The 19,641-nt window shown below is 69.7% G+C and carries 16 protein-coding genes; 13 read left to right on the top strand and 3 right to left on the bottom strand.

Features of this window, described 5'->3' with window-relative positions:
- Positions 1-6: 6 nt before the first annotated feature.
- From Q8X39_RS13300 to cysS, 3 genes are all read right to left on the bottom strand, one after another.
- Positions 7-975: an acetyl-CoA carboxylase carboxyltransferase subunit alpha gene (locus Q8X39_RS13300; protein WP_305750158.1), complete on the bottom strand. Its 969-nt coding sequence runs from the start codon at positions 973-975 to the stop codon at positions 7-9.
- Positions 976-1,096: 121 nt separating this feature from the next.
- Complete coding sequence (locus tag Q8X39_RS13295) at positions 1,097-1,753, bottom strand: DNA-3-methyladenine glycosylase family protein (RefSeq protein WP_305750157.1); 657 nt, start codon at positions 1,751-1,753, stop codon at positions 1,097-1,099.
- Between the two features lie 8 nt (positions 1,754-1,761).
- Positions 1,762-3,153: a cysteine--tRNA ligase gene (cysS, locus tag Q8X39_RS13290; RefSeq protein ID WP_305750156.1), complete on the bottom strand. Its 1,392-nt coding sequence runs from the start codon at positions 3,151-3,153 to the stop codon at positions 1,762-1,764.
- 320 nt (positions 3,154-3,473) lie between these two features.
- On the opposite strand from cysS, the gene Q8X39_RS13285 reads away from it, so the two are divergent.
- From Q8X39_RS13285 to selB, 13 genes are all read left to right on the top strand, one after another.
- Positions 3,474-5,414 carry a L,D-transpeptidase family protein gene (locus tag Q8X39_RS13285; protein WP_305750155.1) on the top strand — a complete coding sequence of 647 codons (1,941 nt, stop codon included), beginning with the start codon at positions 3,474-3,476 and terminating at the stop codon, positions 5,412-5,414.
- Positions 5,411-5,980: a peptidylprolyl isomerase gene (locus Q8X39_RS13280; protein ID WP_407068009.1), complete on the top strand. Its 570-nt coding sequence runs from the start codon at positions 5,411-5,413 to the stop codon at positions 5,978-5,980. The genes Q8X39_RS13285 and Q8X39_RS13280 overlap by 4 nt, the downstream gene beginning before the upstream one ends.
- Positions 5,981-5,982: 2 nt before the next feature.
- Positions 5,983-6,492 (top strand): peptidylprolyl isomerase, encoded by a 510-nt coding sequence (locus Q8X39_RS13275; protein ID WP_305750154.1) that lies wholly within the window; start codon positions 5,983-5,985, stop codon positions 6,490-6,492.
- Positions 6,489-7,328, top strand: coding sequence for a UDP-2,3-diacylglucosamine diphosphatase (locus Q8X39_RS13270; protein WP_369538105.1), 840 nt, complete (start codon positions 6,489-6,491; stop codon positions 7,326-7,328). The genes Q8X39_RS13275 and Q8X39_RS13270 overlap by 4 nt, the downstream gene beginning before the upstream one ends.
- Before the next feature lie 13 nt (positions 7,329-7,341).
- Positions 7,342-8,175 (top strand): M90 family metallopeptidase, encoded by an 834-nt coding sequence (locus Q8X39_RS13265; protein ID WP_305750153.1) that lies wholly within the window; start codon positions 7,342-7,344, stop codon positions 8,173-8,175.
- A gap of 218 nt (positions 8,176-8,393) precedes the next feature.
- On the top strand, positions 8,394-11,552 hold the full coding sequence (gene fdnG / locus Q8X39_RS13260) for a formate dehydrogenase-N subunit alpha (RefSeq protein WP_305750152.1): 3,159 nt from the start codon (positions 8,394-8,396) through the stop codon (positions 11,550-11,552).
- Positions 11,553-11,555: 3 nt separating this feature from the next.
- The gene (gene fdxH / locus Q8X39_RS13255) at positions 11,556-12,422 is read left to right on the top strand and encodes a formate dehydrogenase subunit beta (RefSeq protein ID WP_305750151.1); all 867 of its coding nucleotides are present in this window, start codon (positions 11,556-11,558) and stop codon (positions 12,420-12,422) included.
- Positions 12,419-13,039: a formate dehydrogenase subunit gamma gene (locus Q8X39_RS13250; RefSeq protein ID WP_305750150.1), complete on the top strand. Its 621-nt coding sequence runs from the start codon at positions 12,419-12,421 to the stop codon at positions 13,037-13,039. The genes fdxH and Q8X39_RS13250 overlap by 4 nt, the downstream gene beginning before the upstream one ends.
- A 115-nt stretch (positions 13,040-13,154) precedes the next feature.
- A complete protein-coding gene (gene fdhE / locus Q8X39_RS13245) occupies positions 13,155-14,240 on the top strand; it encodes a formate dehydrogenase accessory protein FdhE (protein WP_305750149.1) in 1,086 nt (361 codons plus the stop codon).
- Entirely contained in the window at positions 14,240-15,718 is a 1,479-nt protein-coding gene (gene selA, locus Q8X39_RS13240; RefSeq protein ID WP_305750148.1) for an L-seryl-tRNA(Sec) selenium transferase, read from the top strand. Before fdhE ends, selA begins: the two co-directional genes overlap by 1 nt.
- 27 nt (positions 15,719-15,745) lie before the next feature.
- The gene (locus Q8X39_RS13235; protein ID WP_305750147.1) at positions 15,746-16,357 is read left to right on the top strand and encodes a TlpA family protein disulfide reductase; all 612 of its coding nucleotides are present in this window, start codon (positions 15,746-15,748) and stop codon (positions 16,355-16,357) included.
- Between the two features lie 81 nt (positions 16,358-16,438).
- Positions 16,439-17,569, top strand: coding sequence for a transglutaminase-like domain-containing protein (locus Q8X39_RS13230; RefSeq protein ID WP_305750146.1), 1,131 nt, complete (start codon positions 16,439-16,441; stop codon positions 17,567-17,569).
- A 55-nt stretch (positions 17,570-17,624) separates the two neighbouring features.
- A complete protein-coding gene (gene selB / locus Q8X39_RS13225) occupies positions 17,625-19,625 on the top strand; it encodes a selenocysteine-specific translation elongation factor (protein WP_305750145.1) in 2,001 nt (666 codons plus the stop codon).
- The last annotated feature ends 16 nt before the right edge of the window (positions 19,626-19,641 follow it).

Below are 19,641 nucleotides of genomic sequence, written 5' to 3'. Positions count from 1 at the left end.
GCCCTGTCAGGACTTGGTGTCGTTGTAGCGGCCGTAGGACTGCAGGCGCGCATAGCGCTGGTTCAGCAGTTCGCGGGTCTTCAGGTCCGAGACCTGACGCAGCGCATCGTTGAGGCCGCGCTTGAGCGACGCCGCCATGGCCTTCGGGTCGCGGTGAGCGCCACCGACCGGCTCGTTGACGATCTTGTCGATCAGTGACAGTGCCTTCAGGCGGTGCGCGGTGATGCCCAGGGCTTCGGCCGCATCGCTGGCGCGCTCGGACGTCTTCCAGAGGATGGACGCGCAGCCTTCGGGCGAGATCACCGAGTAGACCGAGAACTGCAGCATCAGCACCTGGTCGGCCACGCTGATGGCAAGCGCGCCGCCGGACCCGCCTTCGCCGATGATGGTCGTGATGATCGGCACTTCCAGCTGCGCCATCTCGAAGATGTTGCGGCCGATGGCCTCGGACTGGCCGCGCTCCTCGGCACCGATGCCGGGATAGGCGCCGGGCGTGTCGACGAAGGTGAAGACCGGCAGGCCGAACTTCTCGGCCAGCTTCATCAGGCGCAGGGCCTTGCGGTAACCCTCGGGACGCGACATGCCAAAGTTGCGGGCGGCGCGCTCCTTGGTGTCGCGGCCCTTCTGGTGGCCTAGCACCATGCAGGGCTGCCCGTTGAATCGGGCCAGGCCACCCACGATCGACAGGTCGTCGGCGTAGTGGCGGTCGCCGTGCAGTTCCTGGAAGTCGGTGAAGATCTCGTTGATGTAGTCCAGCGTGTAGGGCCGCTGGGGATGCCGGGCGATCAGCGTGACCTGCCAGGGCGAGAGGCTCGAGTAGATGTCCTTGGCGAGCTGCAGGCTCTTCTTGGAGAGCCGGTCGATCTCCTCGGATATGTCGACCGCAGACTCGTTCTGCACGTAGCGCAGCTCTTCGATCTTGGTCTCGAGTTCGGCGATGGGTTGCTCGAATTCGAGGAAGTGTCGTTTGCTCATGAGCGCCTTTCCTGTGGCTGGTTCGACAAGGGCCCGGGGCCTGGGACAAGCACGTTGCCTGGCGAGGTCACTAGCATTTGTCGGGCCAGCACGTGGCTAGAAATGGGGTTGGCAGTGTAGATCAGTACTCCACCGGCAAGGGATCCAGGCTGCGCCAGACGTACCAGGTCGCAACCGATCGGAAGGGTGCCCAGGCATCGCCGACCTCGCGCGCCTCGGCCCGCGAGACCGGCTCGCCGCTGAAGTAGTTCAGGCTGATGCCCTTGATCAGGCCGAGGTCGTCCAGCGGCAGCACGTTGGGGCGCATCAGGTGGAAGATGAGGAACATCTCGGCGGTCCAGCGACCGATGCCGCGGATCGCCACCAGCTCATCGATGATGGCCTCGTCGTCCATCGCCGACCAGTGCGTCTCATGCACCGCGCCGTCGATGAAGTGCTGGGCCAGGTCGCGGAGGTAGTCGCACTTGCGGGCCGACAGGCCGGCCGAGCGCATGGTCTCGACGCCCAGGTCGATGACCCAGCCCGGCTGCAGCGGCGCGTCGGCTGCGGCGCCCAGCGCCAGGAAGCGCAGCCAGACCGACTGCGCCGCCTTGACCGAGATCTGCTGGCCGACGATCGAGCGGGCCAGCGTCGTGAACGCGTCGCCGCGGCTTTGCAGGCGGGCCTCGCCGAAGCGCGGGATCAGCTTCTTCATGACCCGGTCGCGCTTCATCAGGTGCTTGCAGGCCTCGTCCCAATAGTCGGGCGTGACCAGCGCCAGGGCCGCAGGCGTGCTCATCGGGGCGCTCAAGCCTTGACCCAGGTCGTGCCCTGCGGGGTGTCCTTGAGGATCACGCCCTGCGCCGCAAGGCTGTCGCGGATGCGGTCGGCCTCGGCGAAGTTGCGCGCGGCCTTGGCGGCCTTGCGGGCCTCGATCTGGCCGGCGATCGCGACCTCGTCCAGGCCGGACGACGCACCGCCCTGCAGATAGGCCCGCGGGGCCTGCTGAAGCACGCCGAGCACGCCGGCGAGCTGACGCAGCTGCGTCGCGGTGGCGCGGTCCCGGGTGCGGTTGACCTCGCCGGCGAGGTCGAAGAGCACCGACACCGCGATGGGCGTGTTGAAGTCGTCGTCCATCGCGGCCTTGAAGCGCGCGGCAGCAGGCAGGTTCCAGTCGATCGCGGCCGCATCGGCGATGCCGACGTCCAGGCCTTCGACGCCGTCGAGCGCCGTGTAGAGACGGGTCAGTGCATTGCGCGCATCGTCCAGTCCGGCATCGCTGAAGTTGAACGGGCTGCGGTAGTGCACGCGCAGCATGAAGAAGCGCACCGTCTCGCCGTCGTAGCTCTTGAGCACGTCGCGGATGGTGAAGAAGTTGCCGAGCGACTTCGACATCTTCTCGTTGTCGACGTTCAGGAAGCCGTTGTGCATCCAGTAGCGCACCCAGGGCCTGCCGGTTGCGCCTTCGGTCTGGGCGATCTCGTTCTCGTGGTGAGGGAACTGCAGGTCCAGGCCACCGCCGTGGATGTCGAACTGTTCGCCGAGCAGGGCGCAGCTCATGGCCGAGCACTCGATGTGCCAGCCCGGACGGCCGACGCCGAAGGGGCTGTCGTACTTCACGTCGGCCGGCTCCTCGGGCTTGGCCGACTTCCACAGCGCGAAGTCGAGCGGGTCGTCCTTGCCGTCGTTGACGGCCACGCGCTCGCCGGCGCGCAGCTGGTCGAGCGACTTGCCCGACAGCTTGCCGTAGCCCTCGAAGCGACGCACCGCGTAGTTCATGTCGCCGGTACCGCTGCGATAGGCCAAGCCCTTGTCCTGCAGGCGGCCGATCAGGTCGAGCATCTGCGGCACGTACTCGGTCGCGCGCGGCTCGTGGGTCGGGCGCTCGATGCCCAGCGCGCCGATGTCCTGGTGCATGGCCGCGATCATCTCGTCGGTCAGCTGCCGGATCGTGATGCCACGCTCGGTCGCGCGACGGATGATCTTGTCGTCGATGTCGGTGATGTTGCGCACGTAGGTGACGCGGTAGCCGCTGGCGCGCAGCCAGCGGTAGACCACGTCGAAGGCCATCATCATGCGGGCATGGCCGATGTGGCACAGGTCATAGATCGTCATGCCGCAGACGTACATGCGGACATGGCCCGGCTCCTGCGGTTCAAAGGTTTCGACCGCGCGGGTCAGGCTGTTGTGTAGGCGCATAGAACGACGCAACTCCGGGCGCTTCGCGATTAAGAGACATCGATGCGGGGAGGGCCCTCGACAGGCCGTCAAGACCCACTCGAACACGGGGGAGCAGGCTTGACAACGGCGTGTCGCACTCCCCTCGGTCGCCCACGGCAAGGGCCTGATCAGGCCCTTGCACAGCCTCCCCTAGAATCAAATCAGTATAGCCCTGGACCCCCTGACGTGAGCCCTGTGCCGCCCCTCCGCCAGCCCTCGCGGCACGTCGTTTGTCTCAGGGCCGTCGACTGATGCACGACCTGCCGCCTGAGGTCATCGGACACCTCCGCACCGGTCTCGTGACCGTCCTGCGAGAGGTCGTCCTGGCCCTGCTGCTGGGCTGCGGCGCGCACGCCGCGATGGCGGCCGACACACCCCCCACGGTCCCTGCACCGGTCCGATCGCCTGCCGCGTCCGACGATCCGCTGATGGCCGAAGTCGATGCCGCCGTGGCCCTGGCACGCAGCGGCCAGCGCGACCTGGCGAGGGCCCGCCTGGAAGACCTGGCGCGGCGCTGGCCGCAACGTCCCGAGCCCGAGATGAACCTCGCGACGCTGGCGATCCAGGACCAGGACGCTGCGGCCGCGCGGTCCCATCTTGAAGCGGCGCTGCGCACCAGCGCGGCCCATGCGCGGGCCTACGAACTGCTGCAACTCTTGCATGCGCAGATGGCCCGCCAGGCCTACGACCGGGCGCTCGGCACGGCACGATCGGACGCTCCGCCGCTGGCCTTGCCGTGGACCACCACGACGGCGACGATCGCCGGTCCGCCAGCCTCGGCGCCGGGACCGTCGCGCGTGGCCGCGGGGCCTGCTGCCGCGTCCGACGTAGCCTCATCCACCACCCCCGGCACGGCCGGATCCCAGGCTCCCGCGCTCCCGCCCACCCCTTCCGCATCCGACGTGCCCACGCCCGCTTCCGACATCCCCGCGACGTCCACGCCGATCCCTCTGCAGCGCCTGCTGTGGGTGGCGCTCGGCTCGCTGCTGCTGCTCGCCGCAGGCCTGTCGGCGGTGTGGGCGCGCGGCCGGGCAACGGACGACCGGGCGCCCGTCGATGCCAACGCCCGCACGGCGACGAACACGGCGGCCCTGCCCTTCGAGGCCACCCGACAGGAGGTCGACGACGAGCCGCTGCGCCACCGTGGCGAGGCACCCGAGGCGCGCCTGATCGCCGTCTACCGACTGATCGGCGAGGCCCGCCTGCCGCAGGCCCTGGCAGCGATCGAGTCCCTGGTGCGCGACGTGCCGCAGTTCGCGCTGGGGCAACTCGTCTACGGCGACCTGCTGCTGGCCTCGACCGGCGACCTGACACCGGCCGGCACGCCGGCCCAGACCAGTCCCCAGGCCCAGGCGCTGCGCCGCGAGGCCGTGCTGCGGCTGCAGGCGCTGCGTGACCCGCCCGCGCCGGGCAGCTGGCCGAGCCAGGTGCTGCAGCTGTCGGGCAGCGTGCGCCACGTGGTGGCCGTCGACACCTCGCGCGCCCGGCTCTACGTGATCGAGAACCAGGCCGGCACGCCACGCCTCGTCGGCCACCACTATGTCTCGATCGGCAGCCGCGGCACCGGCAAGCGCAGCGAGGGCGACCAGCGCACGCCGCTGGGCATCTACAGCATCACCAGCCACCTCGACGGCGGCCAGCTGGGCGACTTCTATGGCGCCGGCGCGCTGCCGCTGAACTACCCCAACGACCTCGACCGCCACCTCGGCCGCACCGGCGCCAACATCTGGATCCACGGCACGCCGACCGGCCAGTACGCCCGCGCGCCGCTGTCGACCAATGGCTGCATCGTCATGGCCAACGACGACCTGTCGCGCTGGCTCAGGCTGCTCGCGCCGCGTCACACGCCGGTGATCGTGGCCGAGCGGCTGGAGTGGGTCGCGCCGCGTGCGCTGATGGCCCAGCGCCAGACCGCGCTGGGCCTGGTCGAGAGCTGGCGGCGGGCCCGCATGCACAGCGACCTGGGCGGGCTGATGGCGATGTACTCGATGCACTTCGACAACGGCGAGGATGGCTACGATGCGTGGCGCGAGCGCCTGCAGGCCGAATCCCGTGCCGGGCAGGGCCGCGAACGCGAGCTCGACGAGCTCAGCGTGCTGAGCTGGAACGACCCGCACGAGATGCTGGTCGTGACCTTCCGTGAACGGCTGCGCGGCAGCACGCACGGGCTGATGCGGCGCCAGTACTGGACGCGTGAGAGCGGACAATGGCGCATCTTTTCCGAAGGAGTCCTCGAATGAAACTGGCCACCCTGGCCCGCGGCGCGGCCGCCATCACCCTGGGCCTTGCGATGAGTGGCCTCGCCCTCGCGCAGAAGGTCCGGCTGTCGACCACGATGGGCGACATCGTGGTCGAGCTCGACGCCGCCAAGGCACCGAAGACCGTCGAGAACTACCTCGGCTACGTCAAGAGCGGCCACTACGACGGCACGATCTTCCACCGCGTGATCCCGAACTTCATGATCCAGGGCGGTGGCATGGAGCCCGGCATGAAGGAGAAGGCGACCAAGCCCGCGATCCCGCTGGAGAGCCGCAACGGCCTGTCCAACGCGCGCGGCACCATCGCGATGGCCCGCACGATGGTGCCGGACTCGGCAACCGCCCAGTTCTTCATCAACGTCAAGGACAACAACTTCCTCGACCAGCCGAACTCGCAGGACGGCAACGGCTACGCCGTCTTCGGCAAGGTCGTCGAAGGCATGGACGTGGTCGACAAGATCCGCGCCGTGCCCACCGGCAACCGCGGCATGCATCAGAACGTGCCCAACGAACCCGTCATCATCAAGAAGGCCACCCTGGAGAAATGAACATGGCAGCACCCCAAATCGATCTGCACACCACCGCTGGCGTCATCCGCATCGAGCTCGACGACGCCAAGGCGCCCCTGTCGGCCGCCAACTTCCTCAACTACGTCAACAGCGGCCACTACGACGGCACGGTGTTCCACCGCGTCATCAAGGGCTTCATGGTCCAGGGCGGCGGCATGGAGCCGGGCCTGAAGCAGAAGCCGACCCAGGCCGCGATCCAGAACGAGGCCAACAACGGCCTGAAGAACGACAAGTACACGCTGGCCATGGCGCGCACCAACGCGCCGCACTCGGCCACCGCGCAGTTCTTCATCAACACGGTCAACAACGACTTCCTGAACTTCCGTTCCGAGTCGCCGCAGGGCTGGGGCTATGCCGTCTTCGGCCGCGTCATCGCCGGCACCGAGATCGTCGACCAGATCGAGAAGGTCCGCACCGGCACCCGCGGTCACCATGACGACGTGCCGGTCGAGGACGTCATCATCACCAAGGCCGTGGTCGTCACGGCGTGACCCTGGCGAGCGATCGCCCTGCGGACGCCGCCACGCCGGCGTCCGCCTGGGTCCTGCCGGCCCACTGGCGCGCCGTCGAGTTCATCGCCGACCTGCACCTGGCCGAGGACACCCCGGCCACGCTGGCGGCGCTCGCGGCGCACCTGCGCGGCACCGATGCCGACGCGGTGCTGCTGCTGGGCGACATCTTCGAGGTCTGGATCGGCGACGACAGCCTCGACGAATCCGACAGCTTCGAAGCCCGCGCCTTCGCCACCTTGACGGCGGCCGTCCAGGCCCGGCATCGGCCGCTCGGCCTCGCCCTGCTGGTCGGCAACCGCGATTTCCTGCTCGGACCGCAAGCCTGCCGCGCCGCCGGTCTGCAGGCCATGGCCGATCCGACCGTGCTGGTCGCGCCCTGGGGCGAACGCCTGCTGGTCGGGCACGGCGATGCCTGGTGCCTGGACGACACGGCCTACCAGGCCTTCCGCGCCCAGGTCCGCAGCACCGATTGGCAGGACGCCTTCCTGGCCCGTCCGCTGTCCGAACGTCGCGCCATCGCGCGCCAGCTGCGCGAGGCCAGCGAGGCCCGCAAGCGCGACCAGGGCGTCGAGTCCTATGGCGACCTCGATGCCGACGCCGTGCGCGCCGCGTTGGTGCAAGCCGGTGCCCGCACGCTGGTCCATGGCCACACCCACCGTCCGGCCTGCCATGACCTCGGCGACGGCCTGAGCCGCTGGGTCCTGAGCGACTGGCACGATCACCCGGTCGAGCGCAGCCTGATGCGCGCCGACCTGCTGCGCTGGTGCGCCGACGGCCTGCAGCGCCGCACCTTGCCCGGCGTCCAGCCCGCCTGAGGGCCGCACCACCATGTTGACCTGGTGGCGCCGCTGGCGCGATGCACGGGCCCGGCAGCAGCGGGCCATTCCGGACGCGCTGTGGCTGGACACGCTGCGCCGCCTGCCCTTCCTGAAACGCCGGCCGCTGGCCGACCTGCTCAAGCTGCGGCAGGACTGCGCCGTCTTCCTGGACCGCCACGAGTTCCACGGCGCGGGCGGCCTGGTCGTGACCGACGAGATGGCCGTGGCGATCGCCGCGCAGGCCTGCCTGCCGGTGCTGCACCTGGACCTGGCCGCCTACGACGGCTTCGTCGGCATCGTCCTGCACCCCGGCGAGGTGACGGCACAGCGCCAGTGGATCGACGAGGACGGCGTCTGCCATGAAGGCAGCGAGGAACTGGCCGGCGAGGCCATGCCCGGCGGCCCGGTGATGCTGGCCTGGAGCGAGGTCGCCGCCAGCGGCGAGACCGCCGAGGACGGCTACAACGTCGTCATCCACGAGTTCGTGCATGTGCTGGACATGCTCGACGGCGAGGCCGACGGCGTGCCGCCGCTGCCCGACGCGGGCGCGCGCCGCCACTGGCTGCAGGTCATGCAGGCAGCCCATGCCCGGCTGGTCCGGCAGGTCGAGTCCGGCGAGCCGACCGCCCTCGATCCCTACGGCGTGCACGGCCTGGAAGAGTACTTCCCGGTCGCCAGCGAGGCCTTCTTCGTCGCGCCGGAGCTGCTGCTGGCACACGAGCCGGCCGTGTACGCGCTGCTGGCCAGCCACTTCCGCCAGGACCCGGCCTCCGTCGACGCCGACCCGGCCGTGCTGCGGCCCCGCGCACCCCGCAAGCCACGGGCCGCAGACCGGCGACCCTGAGGTCTCCCTGCCCTGCCCCTGCCCTGCCCCTGCCCTGGACAGCCCGCCGCGACAAGTTGACGCGGCCGCGCACGGGCACTTCCGGATGGCTGGCGGGGCGCGGTGGCGATTCAATCCTCACAGTCCTGCCGGAATGCCAGCTTGCAGGCGCTGGCATGCACGTGCAGGCTCGCTCGCATCGAACGCAAGGGGCCGCAGGCCCGCAGGAGATCCCACCCATGGACATGGACCGGAGACAGTTCTTCCGGGTCAGTGGAGCGGGGCTGGCAGCGTCCAGCCTCGTCGCGTTGGGCTTCTCGCCCACGGCCGCTCTGGCCGAGACGCGAAACTTCAAGCTGGCCAGGACCACCGAGACCCGCAGCATCTGCCCGTATTGCTCGGTCAGTTGCGGCCTGATCATGTACACGCTGGGCGACAAGTCGAAGAACGTCAAGTCGACCATCGTCCACGTCGAGGGCGACCCGGATCACCCGGTCAACCGCGGCACGCTGTGCCCCAAGGGTGCCGGCGTGATGGACATGATCCAGTCCAAGGACCGCGTGAAGTACCCGCAGGTTCGCGAACCCGGCAGCAACGAATGGAAGCGCCTGTCCTGGGAAGACGCGCTGACCCGCGTGGCCACCCACATGAAGGCCGACCGGGACGCCAACTTCATCAAGACCAACGACAAGGGCGTCACGGTCAACCGCTGGAACACCACCGGCTTCCTGATCTCGTCCGCCTCCTCGAATGAATCCGGTTATCTGAGCGTCAAGATCGCTCGTGGCCTGGGCATGGTCGCCCTGGACACGCAAGCGCGCATCTGACACGCACCGACGGTGTCCAGTCTGGGCCCGACTTTCGGTCGCGGAGCGATGACCAATTCATGGACGGATATCAAGAACACCGATCTCGTCCTGGTGATGGGCGGCAATGCCGCCGAAGCCCACCCCTGCGGCTTCAAGTGGGTGGTGGAGGCCATGCAGCAGCGCAAGGCCAAGCTCATCGTGGTCGACCCGCGCTTCACGCGCTCGGCCGCCGTGGCGGACTTCTACGCGCCCATCCGGGTCGGCACCGACATCGCCTTCCTGGCCGGTGTCATCAACTACCTGTTGAGCAGCGACAAGATTCACCTTGACTACGTCAAGCTGAACACGGATGCCGCCTTCCTGGTCAAGGAGGGCTACGCCTTCGAGAACGGCTTCTTCAGCGGCTACAACGCCGAGAAGCGCAGCTACGACAAGTCCACCTGGGGCTACCAGATGGGCGAGGACGGCTTCGTGAAGACGGACGACACGCTGCAGAACCCGCAGTGCGTCTTCCAGCAGATGAAGAAGCACTACGCCCGGTACACGCCGGAGCTGGTGAGCCAGATCACCGGCACGCCCAAGGACAAGTTCCTCAAGGTGTGCGAGATGCTGGCCGGCACCGCGGCGCCGGACAAGGTGATGACCATCTGCTACGCGCTCGGCTGGACCCAGCACTCGGTGGGCTCGCAGAACATCCGCACGATGGCCATGATCCAGCTGCTGCTGGGCAACATGGGACGCCCGGGTGGCGGCATCAACGCACTGCGCGGCCATGCCAACGTGCAGGGCATCACCGACATGTGTGCCTACACCGAGGTGCTGTCGGGCTACATCGGTGCACCGACCGACGCCGACGCTGACCGTGCGACCTACCTGGCCGCACGCACCGGCAAGCCGCTGCGTCCGGGGCAGATGGCCTTCACGCAGAACTTCGCGAAGTGGCAGACCAGCCTGATGAAGGCCTACTACGGCAATGCCGCGACGGCCGACAACAGCTTCGCCTACGACTGGATCCCGAAGCGCGATGGCGCCTACGACATCCTGGCGATCTTCGAGCGCATGCACCAGGGCAAGATGAACGGCTTCGTCGTGCAGGGCTTCAACCCGCTGGCGGCCGTGCCCAACAAGAAGAAGCTCTCGGAGAGCCTGGCCAAGCTGAAGTACCTGGTCGTGATGGACCCGCTGGAGACCGAGACCAGCGAGTTCTGGAAGAACTTCGGCCCGCTCAACGATGCCGATCCTTCCAAGATCCAGACCGAGGTCTTCCGCTTCCCGACCAGCTGCTTCGCCGAGGAAACCGGCTCCTTCACCAACTCCAGCCGCGTCATCAGCTGGAAGGAGAAGGCGGTCGATCCCCCGGGCGAGGCCAAGCCGGACTCGGAAATCATGGCGCGGCTGTTCGTCAAGCTGCGCGGCATGTACGCGAAGGACGGCGGTGCGCTGCCCGAGCCGATCGCCGCGCTGAGCTGGCCCTACCTCAACGCCAACGTGCCCCAGCCGGGCGAGCTGCTGCGGGAGATCTCCGGCAAGGCGCTGGCCGACCTCTACCCGCCGCCGCCCGCTGCACCGGCTGCGGGTGCCAAGCCTGCGGTGGCTGCGAGCGCGGGTGCCAAGCCGGCAACCGCCACCGCTGCGGCCGCACCTGCGGCGCCGGTCGCTCCGCTGGTCAAGGCCGGTGAGCAGATCCCGGGCTTCGCGGTGCTGCGCGACGACGGCACGACAAGCTGCGGCAACTGGATCTACGCCGGCTGCTGGGGCCCGAGCGGCAACCTGACCGCCCGGCGTGACAACAGCGACCCGACTGGCCTGGGCGTGTTCCCGAACTGGGGCTTCGCCTGGCCGGCCAACCGCCGCATCCTCTACAACCGCGCCTCGGCCGACAAGGATGGCAAGCCCTGGGATCCGTCGCGCAAGTACCTGGCCTGGAACGGCACGAGCTGGGCCGGCGGTGCGGACGTGCCGGACATGCGTCCGGATGCCGCGCCGGAGCAGGGCGTCGGTGCCTTCATCATGAACCCCGAGGGCGTCGCGAGGCTGCACGCGGTGGGCATGAACGAGGGCCCCTTCCCCGAGCACTACGAACCCTTCGAGACCCCGCTGGGCGTCAACCTGATGTGCCCGACCAACCCGGGCGCGGTCAGCAATCCGGCGGCCCGGGTCTACAAGGGTGACCGGGAGAACTTCGGCAAGCAGGACGAGTTCCCGTATGCCGCGACGACCTACCGCCTGACCGAGCACCTGCACTACTGGACCAAGCACTCGCGCAGCAATGCCATCGTCCAGCCAGCGCCCTTCGTCGAGATCGGCGAGGACCTGGCCAAGGAGAAGGGCATCAAGCAGGGTGACCAGGTCAAGGTGCGCAGCAAGCGCGGCGAGCTGGTCGCGGCCTGCGTGGTCACCAAGCGCATCAAGGCGCTGGAGGTCAACGGCAAGAAGGTCCATCACGTCGGCATTCCCATCCACTGGGGCTTCAAGGGGGTGACGCAGAACGGCTACCTGGCCAATGCCCTGACACCGTTTGTCGGCGACGCGAACTCGCAGACACCGGAGTTCAAGGCCTTCCTCGTCAACATCGAGAAAGTGAGCTGACAAGTGGCCAGCCTCCAATCGCAAGACGTGGTTGCACGCTCAGCCACGACGTCCCCGACGCCCCAGGTGCGAACCAACGCGCCGCAGGTCGCCAAGCTCATCGACGAGTCCAAGTGCATCGGCTGCAAGGCCTGCCAGGTGGCTTGCATGAACTGGAATGACCTGCGCGACGAGGTGGGCACCAACATCGGCGTGTACGACAACCCCAGCGACCTGACCGCCAGCAGCTGGACGGTGATGAAGTTCTTCGAGGTCGAGCCCGAGAACGGCAGCCTCGAGTGGCTGATCCGCAAGGACGGCTGCATGCACTGCGAGGACCCGGGGTGCCTGAAGGCCTGTCCTTCACCCGGCGCGATCGTCAAGTACAGCAACGGCATCGTCGACTTCATCAGCGAGAACTGCATCGGCTGCGGCTACTGCATCAAGGGCTGCCCGTTCGACGTGCCGCGCATCAGCGCGGCCGACAACAAGGCCTACAAGTGCACGCTGTGCTCGGACCGTGTCGGCGTGGGCCTGGAGCCGGCCTGCGTCAAGACCTGCCCGACCGGCGCGATCGGCTTCGGCACCAAGGAAGACATGGTGGCGTATGGCGAGAAGCGCGCGGGTGAGCTGAAGGATCGCGGCTTCCAGAACGCGGGCCTCTACAACCCGCAGGGCGTCGGCGGCACGCACGTCATGTACGTGCTCAAGCATGCCGACAAGCCCGAGCTGGAGGACCTGCCCGCCAATCCGTCGATCAACCCGATGGTGTCGGTCTGGAAGGGCATCGCCAAGCCGCTCGCGGTGGCCGGCATGGTCGGCGCGGTGGTGGCCGGCTTCTTCCACTACATGAAGGTCGGCCCGGTCGAGTCGGAGGAGGAAAAGTCATGAGCAAGCTGATCCAGCGCTATGGCGACTCGGAGCGCATGAACCACTGGTTCATCGCCCTGATGTTCGTGCTGGCCGGCCTGTCGGGCCTGGCCTTCTTCCACCCGAGCCTGTTCTTCTTCTCCAACCTGTTCGGCGGCGGCCCGTGGACACGCATCCTGCATCCCTTCATGGGCTTGCTGATGGTCGTGGCCTTCCTGGGCCTCTTCCTGCGGCTGTGGAAGGAGAACGTGATGACGCCGGCCGACAAGGAGTGGTCCAAGCACATGGGCGAGATGCTGCGTGGCAACAAGGCCAACCTGCCGCCGGTCGGCAAGTACAACGCCGGCCAGAAGCGGGTGTTCTGGGCCATGTCGATCAGCCTGGCCGTGCTGGTGGTCACCGGCATCATGTTCTGGCGCCCGTGGTTCGCGCCGCTGTTCCCGATCAACGTGCTGCGCATCGCCGTGCTGCTGCACTCGGTCTCGGCGGTGGTGCTGGTGCTGTCGGTGATCGTGCATGTCTATGCGGCGATCTGGGTCAAGGGCACGGTCCGGGCGATGACGCGCGGCACGGTGTCCGAGAACTGGGCGCGGCTGAACCATCCGCTCTGGCATGAGGAGATGACGCGTCGCCGTTGACGCGCCATCGGTCTTTCCACCCGGGCCGGGATCGTCGCGTCGCAGACAGAATCCCGGCCCGATCGCTGATGCGATCCCTCTTCCCTCCCGCCCGTCACACCAAGGAACCCGCCCGATGACAGCGACCGCCACGGTCCGCGTGATGACCCCGGAAGAGATCGCCTCGCGTCCTGCCGGCGAGACGCCCTACTTCCGCTGGCCGCAGCGCGAGACGCTGTTCGCCGAGCGCGCGATGCGCCTGCGCCAGCTCGCGCGCGGCCACGCGATGGGCGACTTCCTCGGCTTCATGGCCGACCTTGCCCTGGCCCAGCACCAGGCGCTGCAGGACTTCCCCAGCGGCGTGCCCCTGCCCGACGCCGCCGCGCTCGACCGCGCCGCGCAGCGCGGCGAGCCCCCGCTGTCCACGCTGGACTGGCCACGCGACCCCGCCTGGCAGGCCGCGCTGCGTCAGATCTGCGGCACGCTGCGACCTCAGGCCCCTGCGCCGGTCGCCGCCCTGATCGACGGCCTTCTGCAGGCCAGCAACGACCACCTCGAACACCAGGCCGACCGCCTGCTGACCGGCCTGATGCGGGGGCTGGACCTCGGCACCGCGCCGCTGATCGCCGCCGCCCTCCAGGTCTACTGGACCCACCTCGTGCTGTCGGTGCAGCGTGCCCACATCGGCGGCGGACAGCCCTTCGGTCGTCCGGATGACCATGCCAGCGGCGTCTGCCCCTGCTGCGGCAGCCGTCCGGTGGCCAGCGTCACCCGAAGCGAGGGCGAATCGCTCGGCCAGCGCTACCTGCATTGCGGCCTGTGCAACACCGAATGGCACCGCGTGCGCATCCAGTGCGCGCACTGCGGCAGCGGCAAGGCCATCGCCTTCCAGTCACTCGACACCGCCGAGCTGGCCGACGGCCTCGACGAGGACGAGAACGCCGCGCGCTCGGCCCGCGCCGCCCAGGCGGCGGTCCAGGCCGAGACCTGCGACGACTGCGGCCACTACCTGAAGATCCTGCACACCGACCGCGATCCCGGTATCGACGCGGTGGCCGACGACCTCGCCTCGATCACGCTGGACCTGCTGGTTGCCGAGACCGGCCTGCAGCGCCACGGCCTGAACCTGATGCTGCTGTTCGGCGATCCGGATGCCCAGGACGAGCAGGGCACGTCCGGCGCCGACCCCGGCAGCGCGCCACCCGATCCCGGAGGCGCGTGATGGCGCGGCCCGACGAATCCGTGGTTCACGGTTCCAAGGCCCCCGGCGAGACAGGCTCACCCTCCGAGCCGGCCGGCCCCAAGGACCTTCCCGCCGTCGATCGCTTGCTGCGCCAGCCAGAGGTCGCGGCGCTGGTGGCCGAGCATGGCCACACGCTGGTCGCCGGCCACGCCCGGTCGCTGCTGGACAGCCTGCGCGTGCAGGCGCTGGCCGGCACGCTGGCACGCGAGGCCGTCGCACCGGCCGCCCTGGGCCATGCGCTGGGCCAGCGCGTCGACGCGGCGCTCGCGCCCGCGATGCGTGCCGTCTTCAACTGCACGGGCACCGTCATCCACACCAACCTCGGCCGCGCACTGCTGGCCGACGCGGCCCTGCAGCAGGTGCTGGCGCTGATGGCCAGCCCGAACAACCTCGAATACAACCTGGCCAGCGGAGGCCGCGGCGATCGCGACAGTCTGGTCGAGGACCTGCTGTGCCAGCTCACCGGCGCCGAGGCGGCCACCGTTGTCAACAACAACGCGGCGGCCGTGCTGCTGACGCTGGCCGCACTGGCGCGTGACCGCGAGGTGATCGTCTCGCGCGGCGAACTGGTCGAGATCGGCGGCGCGTTCCGCATCCCCGATGTCATGACCGCGGCAGGCGTCCGACTGGTCGAGGTCGGCACCACCAACCGCACCCACCCGCGCGACTACGAACAGGCCATCGGCGAGCGCACCGCGCTGCTGATGAAGATCCACACCAGCAACTATGTGGTGCAGGGGTTCACCGCCAGCGTCGACGAGGCCACGCTGGCCGGCATCGCGCAGCGCCATGGCCTGCCGCTGGTCAGCGACCTTGGGGCCGGCTCGCTGATCGACCTGTCGGCCCATGGCCTGCCGCGCGAGCCCATGCCGCAGGAACAGCTGGCCGCCGGCTGCCAGGTCGTCACCTTCAGCGGCGACAAGCTGCTGGGCGGCCCGCAGGCCGGCCTGATCGTCGGCCGCCGTGCCGAGATCGAGCGCATCCGCAAGCACCCGATGAAGCGCGCGCTGCGCGTCAGCAAGCTGCCACTGGCCGCGCTGGAGGCCACGCTGCGGCTCTACCTGCGCCCGGAACGCCTCCGCCGCGACCTGCCCACGCTGCGGCTGCTGACGCGCCCGCTGGCCGACATCCTGGCGACCGCGCAAGCGCTGCACGCGCCGTTCACACAGGCGCTTGCGCCGCGCGTCGACGTCGCCGTGGTCGATGACCTGCTCGGCCAGATCGGCTCGGGCTCGCTCCCGGTCGACCGCCTGCCCTCGGCCGGCCTGGCGATCACGCCGACACAGAAAAAGGGCGCCGGCCGCGCGCTGGACGACTTGGCCAGCGCGCTGCGCAGCCTGCCGCGCCCTGTTATCGGCCGCATCACGGACGACCGGCTGATCCTCGACCTGCGTTGCGTCGAGAATCACGCCCTCCTGGCAGCCCAGCTGCCGCTGCTGGCCGATCGGCTGGCCTGACCCGACGTCTGCCAACGAACCACGACCATGACGCCTGATCATCCGTTCCTCGCCGGTCCGGCGGGAGCCGGTGCACCGCCCTCGCCCGCCCGGCGCCAGGCGTTGCGACAGGGGCTCTCGCTGCTGACATCGACCACCGGACTGGCCGCCAGCCTCAGCGCCGCGCCGGCCGCCTGCCTCGCCAACGGCGATCCCCCCGGCGCCCAGCGCACCGCGTGGCCACGCGGTCAAGCCACGCCGGCGCTCGAACTGCCGACCTGGGACGGCCCGGCCTGGCGTCTGGCAGATGCCCGCGGCCAGGTCGTCGTCATCAACTTCTGGGCCAGCTGGTGCGAGCCCTGTCGCACCGAACTGCCGTCGCTGGAGCTGCTGGCGCAGCGCCACCTGGACGACCGCGTGCAGGTCGTCACCGTCAACCACCGCGAGACCGACGCCGCCGTGCGCCGCTACCTCGCCGCCGAACCGCTGAGCCTGCCGGTGCTGCGCGACCGCGACGGCGCCGCCTCGCGGGCCTGGGGCGCCCGTGTGTTCCCGACCACCGTCGTGGTCGATCGCAAGGGCCGGGCCGCCTTCAGCGTCATCGGCGAACTCGACTGGGCCGGTCCGGCCGCCCGCCGCTGGATGCGCGAGCTGGTCTGAGCCTTCGCCCCCACGCCCACGCCCACGCCCACGCCTCGAACCCTCTCCCCCGAAACGTCAACGTCTCCTGGAACCCGCACCATGAAGAACATCCGACTCGACCGCCGCAGCCTGCTGGCCTCCACCGCTGCCCTCGCCGCCCCGCTGCTGGTGCCCGGCCTGACCCGCGCCCAGACCGCCGCACCGGCCGAGCGCCGCTTCGAGCCGCAGGTCGGTGGCTGGCGCACCTTCGAGGTCACGACCACCGTCCAGATCGCCGACGTGCAGGGCGCGACCCAGCTCTGGCTGCCGGTGCCCGACATCGAATCCGACTACCAGCGGTCGGTCGACAACAGCTGGACCGGCAACGCCCGCACCATCGGCCTGACGCGCGATCCGAAACATGGCGTGCGGATGCTGCACGCGGCCTTCGCGCCCGAGACGACCCAGCCGACCGTGACGCTGACGAGCACGCTGCGCACCCGCAACCGCGCCGTCGACTGGAATGGCCGCGGCACCGTCGCCGAGGACCCGGCCGTGCTCAAGGCCAACCTGCAGCCCACCGAACTGAAGCCGCTGGACGGCATCGTGCGCAAGACCGCGCTGGAAGCGACCCGTGGCGCGAAGACCGATCTGGACAAGGTCCGCGCCCTCTACGGCTGGGTCGTGGCCCACGCCTACCGCGAGCCCAAGACCCGCGGCTGCGGCACCGGCGACATCAAGACCATGCTGGAGACCGGCAACCTGGGCGGCAAGTGCGCCGACCTGAACGCCGTCTTCGTCGGCCTGTGCCGCGCGGTCGGCGTGCCGGCCCGCGATGTCTACGGCCTGCGCCTGGTCCCGTCGGCCTTTGGCTACAAGGAACTCAGCGGCAACCCGGCCAACCTGAAGGGCGCGCAGCACTGCCGCGCCGAGGTCCACCTCGCCGGCCTGGGCTGGGTCGCCATGGACCCGGCCGACGTGCTCAAGGTGATGCGCCAGGAGACGCCCGACTGGATCAAGGACCCGGCGCACCCGGTCGTCGCGCCGGTCATGAAGGGCCTGTTCGGCGGCTGGGAAGGCAACTGGGTGGGCTGGAACACCGTCAACGACCTGGTCCTGCCCGGCAGCGCCGACACCGGCACCAAGTCCTTCCTGATGTACCCGAACGGCGAGAACGCCAGCGGTCGCTTCGACGAGCTGGCGCCCGACACCTTCAAGTACGTCATCAGCGCCCGCGAGCTCACGACCTGAGCCACTGCGCAGGCTCATGGCCTGAGCCCATGCCGAACCCGCTGCGGAGACACCCATGATCGTCGGCACCGCCGGCCACATCGACCACGGCAAGACCACGCTGGTGAAAGCGCTGACCGGCGTCGACACCGACCGACTGCCCGAGGAGAAGAAGCGCGGCATCAGCATCGAGCTGGGCTACGCCTTCCTGGACCTGCCCGGCGCGGACCCGGCCAAGGCCGAAGCGGCCGCATCGATCGGCTTCATCGACGTGCCCGGCCATGAGCGGCTGGTCCACACCATGCTGGCCGGCGCCACCGGCATCGACCATGCGCTGTTGCTGGTCGCCGCCGACGACGGCGTGATGCCGCAGACGCGCGAGCACCTGGCCGTGCTGTCGCTGCTGGGCCTGCGCGAGGGCGCGGTGGTCGTCACCAAGGCCGACCGGGTCGACGCAGCCCGGCTGGCCGCCGTGCAGGCCGAGGCCGCCGCGCTGGTGCAAGGCAGCTCGCTGGCCGGCGCACCGGTGCTGACGGTCTCGGCCCACACCGGTGCCGGCCTGGCCGAGCTGCGCGAGCGCCTGTGGACAGCGGCCAGAAGCCATGCCGGCCGCGATGCCCGTGGCGACGGGGCCTTCCGGCTGGCGATCGACCGGGCCTTCACGCTCGGCGGCGTCGGCACGGTCGTCACCGGCACGGTCCATGCCGGACGGGTGGAGATCGGCGACGAGCTGGTGCGCGTGCCGGGCGGTCAGCGCGTGCGGGTGCGCAGCCTGCATGCACAGAACCGCGTGGTCGAGCAGGCCGAGACCGGCCAGCGCTGCGCGATCGGCCTGGTTGGCCTGGCCAAGGACGAGATCGCGCGCGGCCAGTGGCTGGTCGCGCCGGCCGCCATGCTGAGCACCGATCGCCTCGACGCGAGCCTGACGCTCTGGCACGACGAGGCCAAGCCGCTGCGCAGCGGCACGCCGGTGCATGTGCACATCGGCGCGATCGACATGCCCGGCACCGTCGCGATCCTCGATGGGCACGAGGAAGGCGACCGCCTGATGCCCGGCGCGAGCGCCCGCGTCCAGCTGGTGCTGCGCAGCCCCGTCGGCGCCTGGCACGGTGACCGCGTGGTGCTGCGCGACGCATCGGCCAGCCGAACGCTGGCCGGCGGCATGGTGCTCGACCCGCATGCCCCCGTGCGCTACCGCCGCACGCCGCAGCGCCTGGCCGAGCTGTCCGCGCTGGCCTTGCCGACGCTGCCCGAGCGGGTCGCGGCGCTGGTCGACGTCGCCCCGCACGGCGTCGACCTGGCCCGGCTGGCGGCCGCGCAGGGCCAGTCGCTGGCGAGCCTGCTGAGCGGCCTCGACGAGGCCGTCACGCTGCGCACGCCCGACGGCTGGGCACTCGGCGCGGTCCAGACCGCCCTGGCCGGTGAGGCCCTGCTGGCGGCGCTGGCGCGCTTCCATGCCGGTCACCCGGAAGAACTGGGCCCGGATGCCGCGCGGCTGCGTCGCCTGGCCCTGCCTCGCCTGCCGGAGCCGCTCTTCCGCGCGCTGCTGGCGCGTCTTCAGACCGATGCGCGCCTGCACGTGCGCGGCGCCTTCGTGCACCTGCCCGAACATGGCATCAAGCTGTCGGCGACCGAAGAGCGACTGGCTCAGAAGGTGAGCCCGGGCCTGGCCGCCGCCGGTTTCGAGGGCGCCTGGGTGCGCGACCTGGCGCGCGACACGCAGGAATCCGAGCCGCTGATGCGCGTCACGCTGGCCCGGCTCGCGCAGCGCGGCGAACTGATGCAAGTGGTGAAAGACCTCTACTACCCACCGGCCACGATGGCGAGACTCTGCAGCATCGCCCGCGAGGTCGCCCACGCCCACGACGGCGAGGTCACGGCCGCCCGGTTCCGCGACGCCACGTCGCTGGGCCGCAAGCGGGCGATCCAGATCCTCGAATACCTCGATCGCATCGGCCTGTTGCGACGCATCGGTGACGTCCATCGCCTGCGTGCCGACAGCCAGTTGTTCCGCGACGGGGCGGCTTCCCCTCGGCCGGAGGACACGACGACGATCACGCCCGCTGCTGCGTCCTGAGACGGGCGCGACAGCG

The organism is Leptothrix discophora (genome assembly GCF_030705305.1).
Classification (GTDB): Bacteria; Pseudomonadota; Gammaproteobacteria; order Burkholderiales; family Burkholderiaceae_C; genus Sphaerotilus; species Sphaerotilus discophorus.
The sequence above is the reverse complement of the archived record's forward strand: the minus strand, read 5'-3'. Positions and strand labels throughout refer to the sequence as shown.

Excerpts from the sequence above, each read along its gene's own strand:
- Q8X39_RS13300 (WP_305750158.1), bottom strand. The coding sequence starts at position 975 with ATGAGCAAACGACACTTCCTCGAATTCGAGCAACCCATCGCCGAACTC.
- Q8X39_RS13295 (WP_305750157.1), bottom strand. The coding sequence starts at position 1,753 with ATGAGCACGCCTGCGGCCCTGGCGCTGGTCACGCCCGACTATTGGGAC.
- cysS (WP_305750156.1), bottom strand. The coding sequence starts at position 3,153 with ATGCGCCTACACAACAGCCTGACCCGCGCGGTCGAAACCTTTGAACCG.
- Q8X39_RS13280 (WP_407068009.1), top strand. The coding sequence starts at position 5,411 with ATGAAACTGGCCACCCTGGCCCGCGGCGCGGCCGCCATCACCCTGGGC.
- Q8X39_RS13275 (WP_305750154.1), top strand. The coding sequence starts at position 5,983 with ATGGCAGCACCCCAAATCGATCTGCACACCACCGCTGGCGTCATCCGC.
- Q8X39_RS13265 (WP_305750153.1), top strand. The coding sequence starts at position 7,342 with ATGTTGACCTGGTGGCGCCGCTGGCGCGATGCACGGGCCCGGCAGCAG.
- Q8X39_RS13250 (WP_305750150.1), top strand. The coding sequence starts at position 12,419 with ATGAGCAAGCTGATCCAGCGCTATGGCGACTCGGAGCGCATGAACCAC.
- fdhE (WP_305750149.1), top strand. The coding sequence starts at position 13,155 with ATGACAGCGACCGCCACGGTCCGCGTGATGACCCCGGAAGAGATCGCC.
- selA (WP_305750148.1), top strand. The coding sequence starts at position 14,240 with ATGGCGCGGCCCGACGAATCCGTGGTTCACGGTTCCAAGGCCCCCGGC.
- Q8X39_RS13235 (WP_305750147.1), top strand. The coding sequence starts at position 15,746 with ATGACGCCTGATCATCCGTTCCTCGCCGGTCCGGCGGGAGCCGGTGCA.
- Q8X39_RS13230 (WP_305750146.1), top strand. The coding sequence starts at position 16,439 with ATGAAGAACATCCGACTCGACCGCCGCAGCCTGCTGGCCTCCACCGCT.
- selB (WP_305750145.1), top strand. The coding sequence starts at position 17,625 with ATGATCGTCGGCACCGCCGGCCACATCGACCACGGCAAGACCACGCTG.